24 protein-coding genes are annotated in these 13,776 nt (G+C 66.4%); all 24 read left to right on the top strand.

Features of this window, described 5'->3' with window-relative positions; genetic code table 11:
* Positions 1-175: 175 nt before the first annotated feature.
* The 24 genes from rplP to truA all read left to right on the top strand — a co-directional run bounded on the left by rplP (position 176) and on the right by truA (position 13,759).
* Entirely contained in the window at positions 176-589 is a 414-nt protein-coding gene (gene rplP / locus PFX91_RS21100; protein WP_285734510.1) for a 50S ribosomal protein L16, read from the top strand.
* Complete coding sequence (gene rpmC / locus PFX91_RS21095) at positions 589-843, top strand: 50S ribosomal protein L29 (RefSeq protein ID WP_285734508.1); 255 nt, start codon at positions 589-591, stop codon at positions 841-843. Before rplP ends, rpmC begins: the two co-directional genes overlap by 1 nt.
* Positions 840-1,112: a 30S ribosomal protein S17 gene (gene rpsQ / locus PFX91_RS21090; protein WP_285734506.1), complete on the top strand. Its 273-nt coding sequence runs from the start codon at positions 840-842 to the stop codon at positions 1,110-1,112. Before rpmC ends, rpsQ begins: the two co-directional genes overlap by 4 nt.
* Before the next feature lie 104 nt (positions 1,113-1,216).
* Positions 1,217-1,585, top strand: a complete 369-nt coding sequence (gene rplN, locus PFX91_RS21085; RefSeq protein WP_285734505.1) for a 50S ribosomal protein L14 — start codon at positions 1,217-1,219, stop codon at positions 1,583-1,585.
* Between the two features lie 3 nt (positions 1,586-1,588).
* On the top strand, positions 1,589-1,894 hold the full coding sequence (gene rplX, locus PFX91_RS21080; protein WP_285734503.1) for a 50S ribosomal protein L24: 306 nt from the start codon (positions 1,589-1,591) through the stop codon (positions 1,892-1,894).
* Entirely contained in the window at positions 1,894-2,469 is a 576-nt protein-coding gene (rplE, locus tag PFX91_RS21075) for a 50S ribosomal protein L5 (RefSeq protein ID WP_285734501.1), read from the top strand. The genes rplX and rplE overlap by 1 nt, the downstream gene beginning before the upstream one ends.
* Before the next feature lie 13 nt (positions 2,470-2,482).
* The gene (locus PFX91_RS21070) at positions 2,483-2,668 is read left to right on the top strand and encodes a type Z 30S ribosomal protein S14 (RefSeq protein ID WP_285734499.1); all 186 of its coding nucleotides are present in this window, start codon (positions 2,483-2,485) and stop codon (positions 2,666-2,668) included.
* Positions 2,669-3,058: 390 nt separating this feature from the next.
* Positions 3,059-3,457, top strand: coding sequence for a 30S ribosomal protein S8 (gene rpsH, locus PFX91_RS21065; RefSeq protein ID WP_285734529.1), 399 nt, complete (start codon positions 3,059-3,061; stop codon positions 3,455-3,457).
* 17 nt (positions 3,458-3,474) lie between these two features.
* A complete protein-coding gene (rplF, locus tag PFX91_RS21060) occupies positions 3,475-4,011 on the top strand; it encodes a 50S ribosomal protein L6 (RefSeq protein ID WP_285734497.1) in 537 nt (178 codons plus the stop codon).
* A 2-nt stretch (positions 4,012-4,013) separates the two neighbouring features.
* Positions 4,014-4,394: a 50S ribosomal protein L18 gene (gene rplR, locus PFX91_RS21055; protein WP_285734494.1), complete on the top strand. Its 381-nt coding sequence runs from the start codon at positions 4,014-4,016 to the stop codon at positions 4,392-4,394.
* 49 nt (positions 4,395-4,443) lie between these two features.
* Entirely contained in the window at positions 4,444-5,046 is a 603-nt protein-coding gene (gene rpsE / locus PFX91_RS21050; RefSeq protein ID WP_285734492.1) for a 30S ribosomal protein S5, read from the top strand.
* 2 nt (positions 5,047-5,048) lie between these two features.
* Positions 5,049-5,234, top strand: a complete 186-nt coding sequence (gene rpmD / locus PFX91_RS21045; protein WP_285734490.1) for a 50S ribosomal protein L30 — start codon at positions 5,049-5,051, stop codon at positions 5,232-5,234.
* On the top strand, positions 5,231-5,695 hold the full coding sequence (gene rplO, locus PFX91_RS21040; protein WP_285734488.1) for a 50S ribosomal protein L15: 465 nt from the start codon (positions 5,231-5,233) through the stop codon (positions 5,693-5,695). The genes rpmD and rplO overlap by 4 nt, the downstream gene beginning before the upstream one ends.
* 282 nt (positions 5,696-5,977) lie before the next feature.
* On the top strand, positions 5,978-7,291 hold the full coding sequence (gene secY / locus PFX91_RS21035) for a preprotein translocase subunit SecY (RefSeq protein ID WP_285734487.1): 1,314 nt from the start codon (positions 5,978-5,980) through the stop codon (positions 7,289-7,291).
* The gene (locus PFX91_RS21030) at positions 7,292-7,954 is read left to right on the top strand and encodes an adenylate kinase (RefSeq protein ID WP_285734485.1); all 663 of its coding nucleotides are present in this window, start codon (positions 7,292-7,294) and stop codon (positions 7,952-7,954) included.
* On the top strand, positions 7,954-8,778 hold the full coding sequence (gene map, locus PFX91_RS21025) for a type I methionyl aminopeptidase (protein ID WP_285734482.1): 825 nt from the start codon (positions 7,954-7,956) through the stop codon (positions 8,776-8,778). Before PFX91_RS21030 ends, map begins: the two co-directional genes overlap by 1 nt.
* Positions 8,779-8,840: 62 nt before the next feature.
* Positions 8,841-9,299, top strand: coding sequence for a DUF1707 domain-containing protein (locus PFX91_RS21020; protein ID WP_285734480.1), 459 nt, complete (start codon positions 8,841-8,843; stop codon positions 9,297-9,299).
* Positions 9,300-9,569: 270 nt separating this feature from the next.
* A complete protein-coding gene (infA, locus tag PFX91_RS21015) occupies positions 9,570-9,791 on the top strand; it encodes a translation initiation factor IF-1 (RefSeq protein ID WP_013156135.1) in 222 nt (73 codons plus the stop codon).
* A 46-nt stretch (positions 9,792-9,837) separates the two neighbouring features.
* Positions 9,838-9,951 (top strand): 50S ribosomal protein L36, encoded by a 114-nt coding sequence (gene rpmJ, locus PFX91_RS21010; RefSeq protein WP_285734469.1) that lies wholly within the window; start codon positions 9,838-9,840, stop codon positions 9,949-9,951.
* A 208-nt stretch (positions 9,952-10,159) separates the two neighbouring features.
* Entirely contained in the window at positions 10,160-10,540 is a 381-nt protein-coding gene (gene rpsM / locus PFX91_RS21005; RefSeq protein WP_285734467.1) for a 30S ribosomal protein S13, read from the top strand.
* A 70-nt stretch (positions 10,541-10,610) separates the two neighbouring features.
* Entirely contained in the window at positions 10,611-11,015 is a 405-nt protein-coding gene (rpsK, locus tag PFX91_RS21000) for a 30S ribosomal protein S11 (protein WP_067597829.1), read from the top strand.
* Positions 11,016-11,196: 181 nt separating this feature from the next.
* Positions 11,197-12,219 carry a DNA-directed RNA polymerase subunit alpha gene (locus PFX91_RS20995; protein WP_285734463.1) on the top strand — a complete coding sequence of 341 codons (1,023 nt, stop codon included), beginning with the start codon at positions 11,197-11,199 and terminating at the stop codon, positions 12,217-12,219.
* A gap of 70 nt (positions 12,220-12,289) precedes the next feature.
* Positions 12,290-12,826, top strand: coding sequence for a 50S ribosomal protein L17 (gene rplQ / locus PFX91_RS20990; RefSeq protein ID WP_285734462.1), 537 nt, complete (start codon positions 12,290-12,292; stop codon positions 12,824-12,826).
* Positions 12,827-12,922: 96 nt separating this feature from the next.
* Positions 12,923-13,759, top strand: coding sequence for a tRNA pseudouridine(38-40) synthase TruA (truA, locus tag PFX91_RS20985; RefSeq protein WP_285734461.1), 837 nt, complete (start codon positions 12,923-12,925; stop codon positions 13,757-13,759).
* Positions 13,760-13,776 lie beyond the last annotated feature (17 nt).

Genomic DNA, 13,776 nt, shown 5'->3' with positions numbered 1-13,776 from the left:
CGAGCGCGAGGCGGCCCAGGCCGCGCAGCGCTCCGCCGGTGGCGGTGGCGGTCAGCGTCGCGAGCGCCCGCAGCGCCGTCGCCGTGGCGGCGGTGGTGCAGGCGGCGCCGGCGGCGGACAGCAGCAGAGCAGTGAGGCCAAGGCCGAGACTGCGAAGACCGAGGGGAGCTGACCAGTGCTTATTCCTCGTAAGGTCAAGTACCGCAAGCAGCACCACCCGAGTCTGCGCGGCAAGGCCAAGGGCGGCACGACGGTCAACTTCGGCGAGTACGGCATCCAGGCCCTCGAAGCGGCCTACGTGACGAACCGCCAGATCGAGTCCGCTCGTATCGCCATGACGCGGCACATCAAGCGTGGCGGAAAGGTGTGGATCAACATCTTCCCCGACCGTCCGCTGACCAAGAAGCCCGCCGAGGTCCGTATGGGTTCCGGTAAGGGTTCGCCCGAGTGGTGGGTCGCGCCGGTCAAGCCCGGTCGTGTGATGTTCGAGCTGTCGGGCGTGCCCGAGGACGTGGCCAAGGAGGCCATGCGCCGTGCGATGCACAAGCTCCCGATGAAGTGCAAGTTCGTTACGCGGGAGGTGGAGTGATGGCCAAGTCCGTGACTGCCCATGAGCTCCGTGACCAGTCCGTCGAAGAGCTGGTCGCCAAGCTCAAGGAAGCCAAGGAAGAGCTTTTCAACCTCCGCTTCCAGGCCGCCACCGGCCAGCTCGACAACCACAGCCGACTGCGCACCGTCAAGCGCGAGATCGCGCGGATCTACACGGTGATGCGGGAGCACGAGCTGGGCATCGCCCCGTTGTCTGGTGAGTCGGCGCAGGAGTCGAAGGAAGCAGCCGAATGAGTGAGAACCAGACCACGACCCGTAACCACCGCAAGGTGCGCGAGGGCTACGTCGTCAGCGACAAGATGGACAAGACCGTCGTCGTCGAGGTCGAGGACCGCGTCAAGCACAACCTGTACGGCAAGATCATCCGTCGTACGACCAAGTACAAGGCGCACGACGAGGCGAACTCCTGTGGCGTCGGCGACCGGGTCCGCATGATGGAGACCCGGCCTCTCTCCGCGACGAAGCGTTGGCGCGTCGTGGAGATCCTGGAGAAGGCTAAGTAACCCCGGCCTGTCGGCGGTCGACATCCGTTGTCGACCGCCGACGTGAGGGGTGAGACCACCTAGCCGTGCGGTAGTGGTCCGCACGCATCACATCAGGAGCAGACGTGATTCAGCAGGAGTCGCGACTCAAGGTCGCCGACAACACGGGTGCCAAGGAGATCCTCACCATCCGTGTTCTCGGCGGCTCGGGTCGGCGCTACGCCGGGATCGGCGACACCGTCGTCGCCACGGTGAAGGACGCCCTGCCTGGCGCTGGAGTCAAGAAGGGTGACGTCGTCAAGGCCGTTATCGTGCGCACCGTCAAGGAGCGCCGCCGGCCCGACGGCTCCTACATCCGCTTCGATGAGAACGCCGCAGTGCTCATCAAGGACGGCGGAGACCCGCGAGGCACCCGCATCTTCGGCCCGGTCGGCCGGGAGCTGCGTGACAAGAAGTACATGCGCATCATTTCGCTGGCGCCGGAGGTGCTCTGAGCGATGAAGATCAAATCTGGCGACGAGGTCATCGTCCTCGCCGGCAAGGACAAGGGTGCCACCGGCAAGGTCGTCAAGGCCCTGCCGAAGGAAGACCGTGTCATCGTCGAGGGCGTCAACCTGGTCAAGAAGCACAGGAAGGCAAACCCGGCGGGCGGCCAGCAGGGTGAGGTCGTCACCAAGGAGGCCCCGATCCACGTGAGCAACGTAGCGCTCACCGAGGACGGCAAGCCCACGCGGGTCGGCTACCGCTTCGAGGAAGACGGAACCAAGGTTCGCGTCTCCCGCCGCACCGGTAAGGACATCTGATGACGGTCACCAACGACATCACCGCACCCCCGATGCCGCGGCTCAAGGAGAAGTACCGCAACGAGATCGTTCCTGCCCTCAAGCAGGAGCTCGGCATCACCAACATCATGCAGGTCCCCGGTCTGACGAAGATCGTGGTCAACATGGGCGTGGGTGAGGCTGCTCGTGACGCGAAGCTGATCCAGGGCGCGATCGCCGACCTCTCGGCGATCACCGGCCAGAAGCCGAGGGTCAACATGGCCAAGCGGTCCCTCGCACAGTTCAAGCTGCGTGAGGGTCAGCCGATCGGCGTCAGCGCCACGCTGCGCGGCGACCGGATGTGGGAGTTCCTGGACCGGATGCTCTCCCTGGCCCTGCCCCGTATCCGGGACTTCCGTGGCCTGTCCCCGAAGCAGTTCGACGGGAACGGCAACTACACCTTCGGGCTGACCGAGCAGGTCATGTTCCACGAGGTGAACCCGGACAAGATCGACCGGCAGCGTGGGATGGACATCACGGTCGTCACCACCGCGACCAACGACGAGCAGGGCCGCAGCTTGCTCAAGCAGCTCGGTTTCCCGTTCAAGGAAGCCTGAGGGGTAGGCACACATGGCTAAGAAGTCCCTGATCGCCAAGGCACAGCGGAAGCCGAAGTTCGGTGTCCGTGCGTATACTCGATGCTCGCGGTGCGGCCGCGCGCGTGCCGTCTTCCGGAAGTTCGGCCTGTGCCGGATCTGCTTCCGTGAGATGGCGCACCGGGGCGAGCTGCCCGGTATCACCAAGTCCAGCTGGTAGTTTCCGGCGGGGCCGACCAGGCGCTCACCCTGAGAGCGTGATGTCGGCCCCCCGAAGCACCGGCCGTTCGCCTCTTTCGAACGAACCGGGTCGGTTCCCGCCCGGCTGGTGAGGAACGCGTCGGTCCCGACCGCCACCGGGCGGCCGGGCGGCGTGAGCCAGGAACCCCCTTCGTCCACGAGGGGGGAGGGTTCGAGACGGCCGTGACCGCCGGAAGCGGGCACGGCAGGGCAACATCCAACCACCAGGGCACGGTAGTCCTCCCGAGGACCGCGGTGCCCACGACCACGTCGAAGGTCCGCTCGTGCACCTTGGCGGGAACACCCGCGCGAGGACAGGCTTTTGGAAGGCCCGCACACGGAAACCGCGATGAGGAAGGGCCAGTCGGCCATGACGATGACCGACCCGATCGCAGACATGCTCACACGTCTGCGCAACGCGAATTCGGCTTACCACGACACCGTGGCGATGCCGTATTCCAAGATCAAGGCACACATCGCAGAGATCCTCCAGCAGGAGGGCTTCATCCAGGGTTGGCGGACCGAGGAGGCCCCCGTGGGCCAGAACCTCGTCCTGGAGCTGAAGTACGGTCCCACCCGGGAGCGTTCGATCGCGGGCATCCGCCGGGTCTCCAAGCCCGGTCTGCGGGTGTACGCCAAGAAGGACAACCTGCCGCGGGTGCTGGGTGGCCTCGGTGTGGCGCTCATTTCGACGTCCGGCGGCCTGATGACCGACAAGCAGGCCAAGAAGCGTGGCGTGGGCGGCGAAGTCCTCGCTTACGTCTGGTAACAGGGAGAGTTTGAAGCATGTCGCGCATCGGTCGACTGCCGCTCTCGGTCCCCAAGGGTGTCGAAGTCACGATTAACGGGCAAGACGTCACCGTCAAGGGACCGAAGGGCGAACTGAAGCACACCATCGCGGACCCGATCACGGCCTCCCTCGAGGACGGCATGGTCACGGTCACGCGTCCCGACGACAAGCCGGAGACCCGCTCGCTGCACGGTCTGACCCGTGCGCTGCTCGGCAACATGGTCGAGGGTGTCTCCAAGGGCTACAGCAAGACGCTGGAGATCCACGGTGTGGGTTACCGCGTCCAGGCCCGCGGATCCAACCTGGAGTTCTCGCTGGGCTACAGCCACCCGGTCGTGGTGGAGCCCCCCGAGGGCATCAGCTTCCGCGTGGAGAAGCCCACCCTCCTCCACGTCGAGGGGATCGACAAGCAGCTTGTGGGTCAGATCGCCGCGAACATCCGCGGCCTGCGCAGGCCTGACCCGTACAAGGCCAAGGGCGTGCGGTACCAGGGTGAGCACATCCGCCGCAAGGCCGGAAAGGCTGGTAAGTAGGCATGGGTATCACCGTGAGCCGCAAGCGCACCGCCAAGAACACCAAGGCTCGTGCACGCCGCCACTTCCGCGTCCGCAAGAAGGTCGTGGGTACCGCCGAGCGTCCGCGCCTGTCCGTCTACCGCTCCTCCAAGCACATCGTCGCGCAGCTCATCGACGACACCAAGGGGCACACCCTGGTCGCCGCCTCCTCCGTGGAGCCCGAGCTGCGTGATGTCGAGGGCACCAAGTCCGACAAGTCCGTGAAGGTCGGTCAGCTCATCGCTGAGCGCGCCAAGGCCGCCGGTATCTCCTCGGTCGTCTTCGACCGGGGTGGCAACCAGTACGCCGGACGTATCGCCAAGCTCGCCGACGCGGCGCGCGAGGGCGGGCTGGAGTTCTAGCGATGACCTCTGTAACGGCTAAGAACAACCATGAGATGAGGAACCACTGATGGCTGCAGCACCGCGGCGCGGCGCCGGTGGCGAGCGGCGTGATCGCCGTGACGATCGCCGCGGCGGCGCCGCAGACAAGGGTGTCTCCTACATGGAGAAGGTCGTGACCATCAACCGGGTCGCGAAGGTCGTCAAGGGCGGCCGCCGCTTCTCCTTCACCGCCCTGGTCGTCGTCGGTGACGGCAACGGCATGGTCGGTGTCGGTTACGGCAAGGCCAAGGAGGTCCCGGCCGCGATCGCCAAGGGTGTCGAGGAGGCGAAGAAGAACTTCTTCCGCGTTCCCCGCATCCAGGGCACGATCACGCACCAGGTGCAGGGTGAGGACGCCGCGGGCGTCGTCCTGCTCCGTCCGGCCTCCCCGGGTACCGGTGTGATCGCCGGTGGCCCCGTGCGCGCCGTCCTGGAGTGTGCCGGTATCCACGACGTGCTGACCAAGTCGCTCGGCTCGTCCAACCCGCTGAACATCGTGCACGCCACCGTGGCGGCTCTGAAGGGACTGAACCAGCCCGAGGAGATCGCCGCCCGTCGTGGCCTGCCGCTTGAGGACGTCGCCCCGGCCGCGATGCTGCGTGCTCGTGCTGAGGCGAAGGCAGGAGCCTGACCATGGCCAAGCTCAAGATCACGCAGACCCGTTCCAAGATCGGCGGCAAGGCGAAGCAGCGCGCCGCCTTGCAGTCGCTCGGTCTGGGCCGGATCGGCAAGTCCACCGTCCGTGAGGACCGCCCTGAGGTTCGCGGGCAGATCACGATCGTCGCGCACCTCGTCTCTGTCGAGGAGGTTGCCGAATGAGCGACTACAACCCCGACGAGCTGCTCAAGCTGCACCACCTGCGTCCTGCTCCGGGCTCCAACAAGGCCAAGACCCGCAAGGGCCGTGGCGAGGCGTCCAAGGGCAAGACCGCGGGTCGTGGCACCAAGGGCACGAAGGCTCGTAACACCGTCCGTCCCGGCTTCGAGGGTGGCCAGATGCCGCTCATCCGCCGGATCCCCAAGCTCAAGGGCTTCAGCAACCACAGGTTCAAGACGACCTACCAGGTCGTCAACCTGGACAAGCTGAGCGAGCTCTACCCCGAGGGTGGCGAGGTCACCGTCGAGAGCCTGGTCGCCAAGGGCGCGGTTCGCAAGAACCAGCCCGTCAAGGTGCTGGGCACCGGTGAGATCACCGTCGCCGTGCAGGTGAGCGCGAACGCGTTCTCCGCCTCGGCGAAGGAGAAGATCGCTGCCGCTGGTGGCTCCGTCACCGAGCTGTAGGGGCATTCCGCCATGTGCGACTGGGGGCGTTCGTCCGGCAGGTCCGTGAGAGACCGGCAGGACGAACGCCCCCGAGCGTTGTGAGCGGTGATCGTTATGTCTCACGAATTCAACTGGCGAGTGATCACTGTTACAGTGCCATCTGTTTGAGTTCACGACTTGACGTAATGTGAATACTTCCGAGCGATGGGCGACGAGCCCGGAGCTGACGTTCTACGACGATTCAGGATCGGCCGCGATGTCTGGAACCCGTTCCGCCGCCGAAGCCGCGCAGGAGGAGACGTGCTAGGTGCGTTCGTTCGTGCATTTCGCACGCCCGACCTGCGTAACAAGCTGCTGTTCACACTGTTCATCCTGACGATCTTCCGTCTGGGGTCGGTCATCCCCGCACCGGGTATCAACTCCGCGGCGATCCGGGATCAGATGGAGGCGATCACCGCCGCCGACACCTCCGGTGTGTACGCGCTCGTGAACCTGTTCAGCGGCGGTGCGCTGCTGCAACTGGCGGTGTTCGCGCTCGGGGTCATGCCGTACATCACCGCGAGCATCATCATCAACCTGCTGACGGTGGTGATCCCCCGGCTGGAGGCCCTCAAGAAGGAGGGCCAGGCAGGCCAGGGCAAGATCACCCAGTACACCCGCTATCTGACGCTGATGCTCGCGGTCCTCCAGGCCACCAGCATCGTCGCCATGGCCAGGACGGGCGCCCTGTTCCAAGGGGCCATCCCGGTCAGCACCTACATGCCCAACCAGGACATCCTCACCCTGGTGACCATCGTCTTCACGATGACCGCCGGTACGGCCCTGATCATGTGGCTGGGCGAGCTCATCACCGAACGCGGTGTGGGCAACGGTATGTCGCTGCTGATCTTCACCCAGGTCATCGCGATGTTCCCCTCCTCGATCGCCGGTCTGTACCAAGAGCGTTCGGTCTGGATCTTCGCCATCATCTGCATCGCGGGCCTGGCGCTCATCACCGCCGTGGTCTTCATGGAGCAGGCCCAGCGTCGTATCCCGGTGCAGTACGCCAAGCGGATGGTGGGGCGTCGCATGTACGGCGGCAGCTCGACCTACATCCCGCTGAAGGTCAACCAGGCCGGTATCATCCCTGTGATCTTCGCCTCCTCGCTGCTGTACCTGCCGCAGTTGCTCGTGGGGCTCATGGGCCAGGACTCCACCAACCCCGTGGTGACCTTCATCCAGACCTACTTCCTCACCGGGACACATCCGGTGTACATGGCGACGTTCTTCGTCATGATCGTCGGTTTCGCGTTCTTCTACGTCGCGATCACCTTCAACCCCGCTGAAGTCGCCGACAACATGAAGAAGTACGGTGGATTCATCCCGGGTATCCGACCGGGGCGTCCGACCGCCGAGTACCTGGACTACGTCCTCACCAGGCTGACGACGCCAGGCTCTCTGTACCTGGGTGTGATCGCTCTCCTCCCGATGGTCGCGCTCGGTGCCACTGGTGCCGACGCCAACTTCCCCTTCGGAGGGACGAGCATCCTGATCATGGTCGGCGTCGGGCTGGACACGGTGAAGCAGATCGAAAGTCACCTCCAGCAGAGGAACTACGAAGGTTTTCTGCGATAAATGCGAGCAGTATTGGTGGGGCCGCCTGGGGCCGGCAAAGGCACCCAGGCCCAGATCCTCGCGTCGGAGTTGTCGGTTCCCAAGGTGTCCACGGGCGACATCTTCCGAGCCAACGTCAGTGGCGGGACCGAACTCGGCACCCGGGCCAAGGAGTACATGGATCGGGGTGACCTCGTCCCCGACGAGGTCACCAACGCCATGGTCAAGGACCGGTTGTCCAAAGAGGACGCCGCGGCGGGTTTCCTGCTCGACGGGTTTCCTCGCAACGTCCCGCAGGCCGAGACCCTCAAAGGGATGCTGGCCGAGCTCGACACGGGGCTGGACGTGGTCCTGGAACTGAGGGTCGACGAGGAGGAGGTCGTCAAACGCCTCTCGGGTCGTCGCTCGTGTCCTGAGTGCGGCCGGGTGTACCACGTCGAGTACGACCCGCCCAAGGTCGAGGGCCGTTGCGACAACGAGGGCGCCGAGCTGTACCAGCGCGAGGACGACCGTGAGGAGACCGTCAGGCACCGCCTCAAGGTCTACCGGGAACAGACGGCTCCGCTGGTGGAGTTCTACGAGGCGGAGGGGCTGTTGGCCACCATCGCCGCGACGGGTCCCGTCGAGGAGGTGACGGCCCGCGCCAAGGCCGCCATCAAGGTCAAGCTCGAGGCCGGTTCCTGATGCGCCGCAAGGAGAACCGGGGCGTGCAGATCAAGACCCCGGAACAGATCGCCAAGATGAGGGCGGCGGGCCAGGTGGTGGCCCGCGCCCTGGACGACGTCAGAGCCGCGGTACGGCCGGGGGTCTCCACCCTGGAACTGGACGCCGTGGCGGAGAAGACGATCCGTGACGCGGGGGCCGTGCCCTCCTTCAAGGGCTACCACGGTTTCACCGGATCGATCTGCGCGTCGGTGAACGAGGAGGTCGTCCACGGTATCCCCAGCGCCGAGCGGGTGCTGGCCGAGGGCGACATCATCTCCATCGACTGCGGGGCCATCCTGGACGGCTGGCACGGTGACTCCGCGATCACGGTCGCCGTCGGCGAGGGTCGCTCCGAGGATCTGCGCATGATGCGGACCTGTGAGGAGTCCATGTGGCGCGGGATCGCCGAGCTGCGTCCGGGCAGGCGCCTGGGCGACATCGGTCACGCGATCGACGACCACATCTCCCGTAACGGTGGTTACGGCAACGTCCGTGAGTACGGTGGCCACGGCATCGGCACCGAGATGCACATGGAACCGCACGTGCTCAACTACGGCAAGCCCGGCAAGGGCATGAAGCTGGTCGAGGGCATGTGCCTGGCGATCGAGCCGATGACCACCATGAACGATCCGGACGTGAGGCAGCTCGACGACGGCTGGACCGTGGTGACCCGGGACGGTGGGCGGGCCGCGCACTTCGAGCACACGGTCGCGGTGACGGCGGACGGTCCGATCGTCCTGACCGCGCGTGAGTCCGATCGCGCTAAAATCGCTGACATGGGGTTTGTCCAGCCGACCTGGTAGGGGCTTCGTCCCACGCGTAGGACGCGGGGCCGCTCCCGGGCGAGTGATGCGGGGGTGCGCAGTTGTCCGACCCGGTACCGTCGATGCGAGCATCGGACGCCGAACGAGATCGTGTCGCCCAGTTGCTACAGGAGCACTTCGCCCAGGGGCGGCTGGACCACGAGGAGTTCACCGAACGCCTCGGCCGTGCCTACAAGGCGAGGACCGCGGACGAGCTGGCCACGGTCACCCGGGACCTGCCCGAGCGCGACCTCGCCGACGTCCCGGGGGCCTCCGGTTCCCGGGAGGAGTTCGCGGTGGCGCCCCCGATCAGCATGAGGGATCCGGCGCTGATGGTGCCGTGGGCGCTCTACGCCGGGGTCAACGCCCTGTGCTTCGTGATCTGGCTGATCCTCTTCCTGACCACCGATAACGACTATCCCTGGTTCCTGTGGGTGATGGGCCCCTGGGGGATCGTCATGGGCGTGGTGACGGTGGGCGTCCTGACCGGTCAGCGCAACCACTCGGGGGGACAGGGATAGCCCTCGTGGGGCGTGCCCGGTTGTTGGGAGTACTTGTTCCAAGGGGATAGACTGTCATTGCCCATACGCGGGCTGTCGGGTCATTCTGCCTTTTTCGTGACACGTCTTTTCATCGGCGTACGCTCTCGCAGTTGGCCTGAACTTCCAGTGTGCTTTGGCGCCGGCGACGATCGGACCCTCCCTCGTGGCCGGGGCCGTCGCGTCGTGCGAGGCCATTGGGTCGCGTCGGGTTGTCCTGATCAACCAATCGATGAGCGAGGCGTGGAGGACATGGCCAAGAAAGACGGCGCCATCGAGATCGAGGGTTCCGTTGTCGAGTCCCTACCCAACGCTATGTTCAAGGTAGAGCTCGACAACGGGCACCAGGTCCTTGCCCACATCAGCGGCAAGATGCGGATGAACTACATCCGCATTCTCCCCGACGACCGCGTCGTCGTGGAGCTGAGCCCGTACGACCTCACACGCGGGCGCATCGTTTACCGCTACAAGTAGCCCGTCGCGGGCCGCACGGCCCGTGGGGGATCAGTTCGGAGTAACCATGAAGGTCAAGCCGAGCGTGAAGAAGATCTGCGCGAAGTGCAGCGTGATCCGTCGTAACGGCAGGATCATGGTCATTTGCTCGGACCCGCGTCACAAGCAGCGCCAGGGTTAGACACCCCGGTTCGCAGGCCGCGGCTTCACCGTGACCGCCCCGGGTGAGATCGATCCCCGGGCGAACGAAACCACGTAAACCTGTTCCGACTCCGGCGCCGACGTGGCGTGGGAGGTACCCCTGGTCGGAGGCCGGGGCCTCGTCGATTGGGCGGCGAGAGGGTGGAACGGGGTAGACCTCCGCAAAGGACATGAGGAGTCTCGCCCACATGGCACGTATCGAAGGCGTTGATCTTCCCCGCGACAAGCGGGTGGAGATCGCTCTCACGTACATCTTCGGGATCGGGCGCACCCGTGCGCTGGAGACCCTGAAGAACACCGGCGTCGACGGTGACACGCGCGTCCACCAGCTGTCCGAGGAGGACCTGGTCAAGCTGCGCGAGTGGATCGGCGCCAACTACCAGGTCGAAGGTGACCTGCGCCGTGAGGTGCAGGGCGACATCCGTCGCAAGATGGAGATCGGTAGTTACCAGGGCATCCGCCACCGCCGTGGACTCCCCGTCCGCGGTCAGCGCACGCAGACCAACGCGCGTACCCGTAAGGGCAAGAAGAAGACCGTGGCCGGCAAGAAGAAGGCCGGCAAGAAGTAGTCCGTTCGGACTGGACTGTACGACCGCGTCCGGAACGACAACGGACCGATGATCTCTGGGAGTTTCGCTCATGCCGCCTAAGGGCCGTCAGGGTGCCGCGCGCAAGGTGCGCCGCAAGGAAAAGAAGAACATTGTCCACGGGCACGCTCACATCAAGAGCACGTTCAACAACACGGTCGTGAGCATCACCGACCCGACCGGTGCCGTGATCTCGTGGGCCAGCTCCGGCCAGGTGGGCTTCAAGGGGTCGCGTAAGTCGACCCCCTACGCCGCGCAGATGGCCGCCGAGGCCGCTGCCCGCCGCGCCCAGGAGCACGGCGTCCGCAAGGTGGACGTCTTCGTGAAGGGCCCGGGTTCGGGCCGGGAGACCGCCATCCGTTCGCTACAGGCGACCGGGCTGGAGGTCGGCTCCATCCAGGACGTCACCCCGGTTCCGCACAACGGTTGCCGTCCGCCCAAGCGCCGCCGGGTCTGACCCCGGCAACGGTGCCCGCGGTCCTATCCGCGCGGGCGCCGCGCCGCGCTTGATCCCGTGCGGGCCCCGGCTGGGGACCGCACGGGCGGGGTAGGAATCCGAGTAGTGGACACCGCGGCCGCGGTGTCCGTCCGATGGCCGTCAGATAGCGGTCGGCCATGTGGAAGGGAAGACACGGACCATGTTGATCGCACAGCGTCCCACGCTCACCGAGGAGACGATCTCGGATCTGCGCTCGAAGTTCGTCATCGAGCCGCTGGAGCCGGGCTTCGGTTACACCATCGGTAACTCGCTTCGGCGCACCCTGCTGTCCTCCATCCCCGGTGCGGCCGTCACGAGCATCCGCATCGAGGGCGTCGAGCACGAGTTCACCACCGTGCCCGGGGTCAAGGAGGACGTCACCGAGATGATCCTCAACCTCAAGGGCCTGGTCGTCAGCTCCGAGCACGACGAGCCGGTGCTGATGTACCTGCGCAAGCAGGGCCCCGGAGTGGTGACCGCCGCGGACATCGCGCCTCCGGCGGGGGTCGAGGTGCACAACCCCGACCTGCACATCGCCACGCTGAACGGCAAGGGCAAGCTGGAGATGGAGCTGACGGTCGAGCGCGGTCGCGGCTACGTCTCGGCGACGCAGAACAAGCAGGCCGGACAGGAGATCGGGCGCATCCCGATCGACTCCATCTACTCTCCGGTCATGCGTGTGACCTACAAGGTCGAGGCCACGCGTGTGGAGCAGCGTACCGACTTCGACCGTCTGATCGTCGACATCGAGACCAAGCCGGCCATCCGTCCCCGGGACGCGGTCGCCAGCGCGGGCAAGACCCTGGTCGAGCTGTTCGGTCTGGCGCGCGAGCTCAACGTCGACGCCGAGGGCATCGACATGGGTCCCTCGCCCACGGACGCCGCTCTGGCGGCGGACCTGGCGTTGCCGATCGAGGACCTCAACCTGACGGTGCGGTCCTACAACTGCCTCAAGCGTGAGGGCATCCACAGCGTCGGAGAACTGGTTGCCCGCTCCGAGCAGGATCTGCTGGACATCCGCAACTTCGGTGCCAAGTCCATAGACGAAGTCAAGCAGAAGCTTCTCGACATGGGCCTGTCGCTGAAGGACTCCCCGCCCGGATTCGACCCCGGCTCGGCGGCCGACTCCTACAGCTCCGAGGAAGACGAGGGTCAGTCCTTCGTCGAGACGGAGCAGTACTAACCGACCTTCGTCGCCCACATGGTCCCCGGCCGAGTGCGGCCGTGGACCGCATCACTAGGAGAACGACACCATGCCCACGCCTACGAAAGGCGCCCGTCTGGGTTCCGGGCCCGCTCACGAGCGGCACATGCTGGCGAACCTCGCCACCTCTCTGTTCCAGCACGGCCGTATCCGCACCACCGAGGCCAAGGCCAAGCGCCTGCGCCCGTACGCGGAGAAGCTGATCACCCTGGGCAAGCGCGGCGACCTGCACGCCCGTCGCCAGGTCCTGACCAAGCTCTCGGACAAGGCCGTCGTGCACGAGCTGTTCACCGAGATCGGCCCACGCTACGAGAACCGCCCGGGAGGTTACACCCGGATCACCAAGATCGGTCCGCGCAAGGGCGACAACGCCCCGATGGCGGTCATCGAGCTGGTCGAGGCGTTGAGCGCTCCCGCGGCTCCGGCCCCGAAGGCCGAGGAGACCAAGACCGAGGAGGCCGAGGTCGAGCAGACCGAGACGGCTTCCGAGGCGGGCGACCAGCCGGCCGAGGACACCACCTCCGAGCAGACCGCTCAGGCCGGGGAGACCGCCCAGGCCGAGGGCGACAAGTCTGAGGACAAGTAGGGCGCGAGGCGCGGGCGGTTCCGCGCGTCGGCCTCCGAGTGCCCGATCCCGCCCCGGGGTCGGGCACTCGGCTTTTCGGACGCCGGAGAGGGCGGCATGGACGAGACGAAGGTGCGTGTTCGGCTGGACGTGGCCTACGACGGCACGGACTTTTCCGGATGGGCGGCGCAACCGGGTCGCCGCACGGTACAGGGTGAGTTGGAGGCTGCGCTGGCCAGGGTGCTGCGCCTGCCGAAGGTGTCGCTGACGTGCGCGGGGCGCACGGACGCCGGAGTGCACGCGCGGGGACAGGTGGTACAGGCCGATATCCCGGTGAGCACGTGGGAGAGTGAGGGGGAGCGGCTGCTCCGTCGCCTGGCCGGGGTGTTGCCCGCGGACGTGCGCGTGGGCGCGGCCCGGCCGGCGCCACCGGGGTTCGACGCCCGGTTCTCCCCCTTGTTCCGGCGCTACCTGTACCGAGTGAGCGACGCGCCCCACGGAGTGGACCCGTTGCTGCGGAGGGACGTGCTGTGGCACCGGAGGCCGTTGGACGTGGAGCGGATGAACGAGGCGGCTCGGCGACTGCTGGGCGAGCACGACTTCGCGGCCTTCTGTAGGAAGCGCGAGGGTGCGACCACCATCCGCGAACTTCTACGCCTGGAGTGGGAGCGAGTGGACGAGCACCTGCTGCACGGCACCGTCCAGGCGGACGCGTTCTGCCACAACATGGTGCGCGCGCTCGTGGGCGCGCTCCTGGCGGTGGGGGACGGGCGTCGGGAGGTCGACTGGCCCGCCGAGGTGTTGGGAGCCGGGGTACGGGATTCGGCGGTGCACGTGGTCGGGCCGCACGGCCTGAGCCTGGAGGAGGTGCGCTATCCCCCCGACGAGGAGCTGGCCCGACGGGCCTCGCTCACTCGCCGGGTGCGGGAGCCGCCCTGCGGTCGTCCGGCCTGACCGGGACGGGGCGGCTT

The sequence above is a fragment of the Nocardiopsis sp. ATB16-24 genome, assembly GCF_030271535.1.
In the GTDB taxonomy this organism is placed as follows: domain Bacteria; phylum Actinomycetota; class Actinomycetes; order Streptosporangiales; family Streptosporangiaceae; genus Nocardiopsis.
Note: the sequence above shows the minus strand (reverse complement) of the source record. Positions and strands in the feature narration are given on the sequence as shown.

Excerpts from the sequence above, each read along its gene's own strand:
- map (WP_285734482.1), top strand. The coding sequence starts at position 7,954 with ATGCGCCGCAAGGAGAACCGGGGCGTGCAGATCAAGACCCCGGAACAG.
- rpsM (WP_285734467.1), top strand. The coding sequence starts at position 10,160 with ATGGCACGTATCGAAGGCGTTGATCTTCCCCGCGACAAGCGGGTGGAG.
- rplO (WP_285734488.1), top strand. The coding sequence starts at position 5,231 with ATGAGCGACTACAACCCCGACGAGCTGCTCAAGCTGCACCACCTGCGT.
- rplX (WP_285734503.1), top strand. The coding sequence starts at position 1,589 with ATGAAGATCAAATCTGGCGACGAGGTCATCGTCCTCGCCGGCAAGGAC.
- PFX91_RS21070 (WP_285734499.1), top strand. The coding sequence starts at position 2,483 with ATGGCTAAGAAGTCCCTGATCGCCAAGGCACAGCGGAAGCCGAAGTTC.
- rpsE (WP_285734492.1), top strand. The coding sequence starts at position 4,444 with ATGGCTGCAGCACCGCGGCGCGGCGCCGGTGGCGAGCGGCGTGATCGC.
- rpmJ (WP_285734469.1), top strand. The coding sequence starts at position 9,838 with ATGAAGGTCAAGCCGAGCGTGAAGAAGATCTGCGCGAAGTGCAGCGTG.
- rpsH (WP_285734529.1), top strand. The coding sequence starts at position 3,059 with ATGACGATGACCGACCCGATCGCAGACATGCTCACACGTCTGCGCAAC.
- rpmC (WP_285734508.1), top strand. The coding sequence starts at position 589 with ATGGCCAAGTCCGTGACTGCCCATGAGCTCCGTGACCAGTCCGTCGAA.
- rplR (WP_285734494.1), top strand. The coding sequence starts at position 4,014 with ATGGGTATCACCGTGAGCCGCAAGCGCACCGCCAAGAACACCAAGGCT.
- rplE (WP_285734501.1), top strand. The coding sequence starts at position 1,894 with ATGACGGTCACCAACGACATCACCGCACCCCCGATGCCGCGGCTCAAG.
- rpsQ (WP_285734506.1), top strand. The coding sequence starts at position 840 with ATGAGTGAGAACCAGACCACGACCCGTAACCACCGCAAGGTGCGCGAG.
- truA (WP_285734461.1), top strand. The coding sequence starts at position 12,923 with ATGGACGAGACGAAGGTGCGTGTTCGGCTGGACGTGGCCTACGACGGC.
- rpsK (WP_067597829.1), top strand. The coding sequence starts at position 10,611 with ATGCCGCCTAAGGGCCGTCAGGGTGCCGCGCGCAAGGTGCGCCGCAAG.
- rplQ (WP_285734462.1), top strand. The coding sequence starts at position 12,290 with ATGCCCACGCCTACGAAAGGCGCCCGTCTGGGTTCCGGGCCCGCTCAC.
- rplF (WP_285734497.1), top strand. The coding sequence starts at position 3,475 with ATGTCGCGCATCGGTCGACTGCCGCTCTCGGTCCCCAAGGGTGTCGAA.
- PFX91_RS20995 (WP_285734463.1), top strand. The coding sequence starts at position 11,197 with ATGTTGATCGCACAGCGTCCCACGCTCACCGAGGAGACGATCTCGGAT.
- PFX91_RS21030 (WP_285734485.1), top strand. The coding sequence starts at position 7,292 with ATGCGAGCAGTATTGGTGGGGCCGCCTGGGGCCGGCAAAGGCACCCAG.
- infA (WP_013156135.1), top strand. The coding sequence starts at position 9,570 with ATGGCCAAGAAAGACGGCGCCATCGAGATCGAGGGTTCCGTTGTCGAG.
- rpmD (WP_285734490.1), top strand. The coding sequence starts at position 5,049 with ATGGCCAAGCTCAAGATCACGCAGACCCGTTCCAAGATCGGCGGCAAG.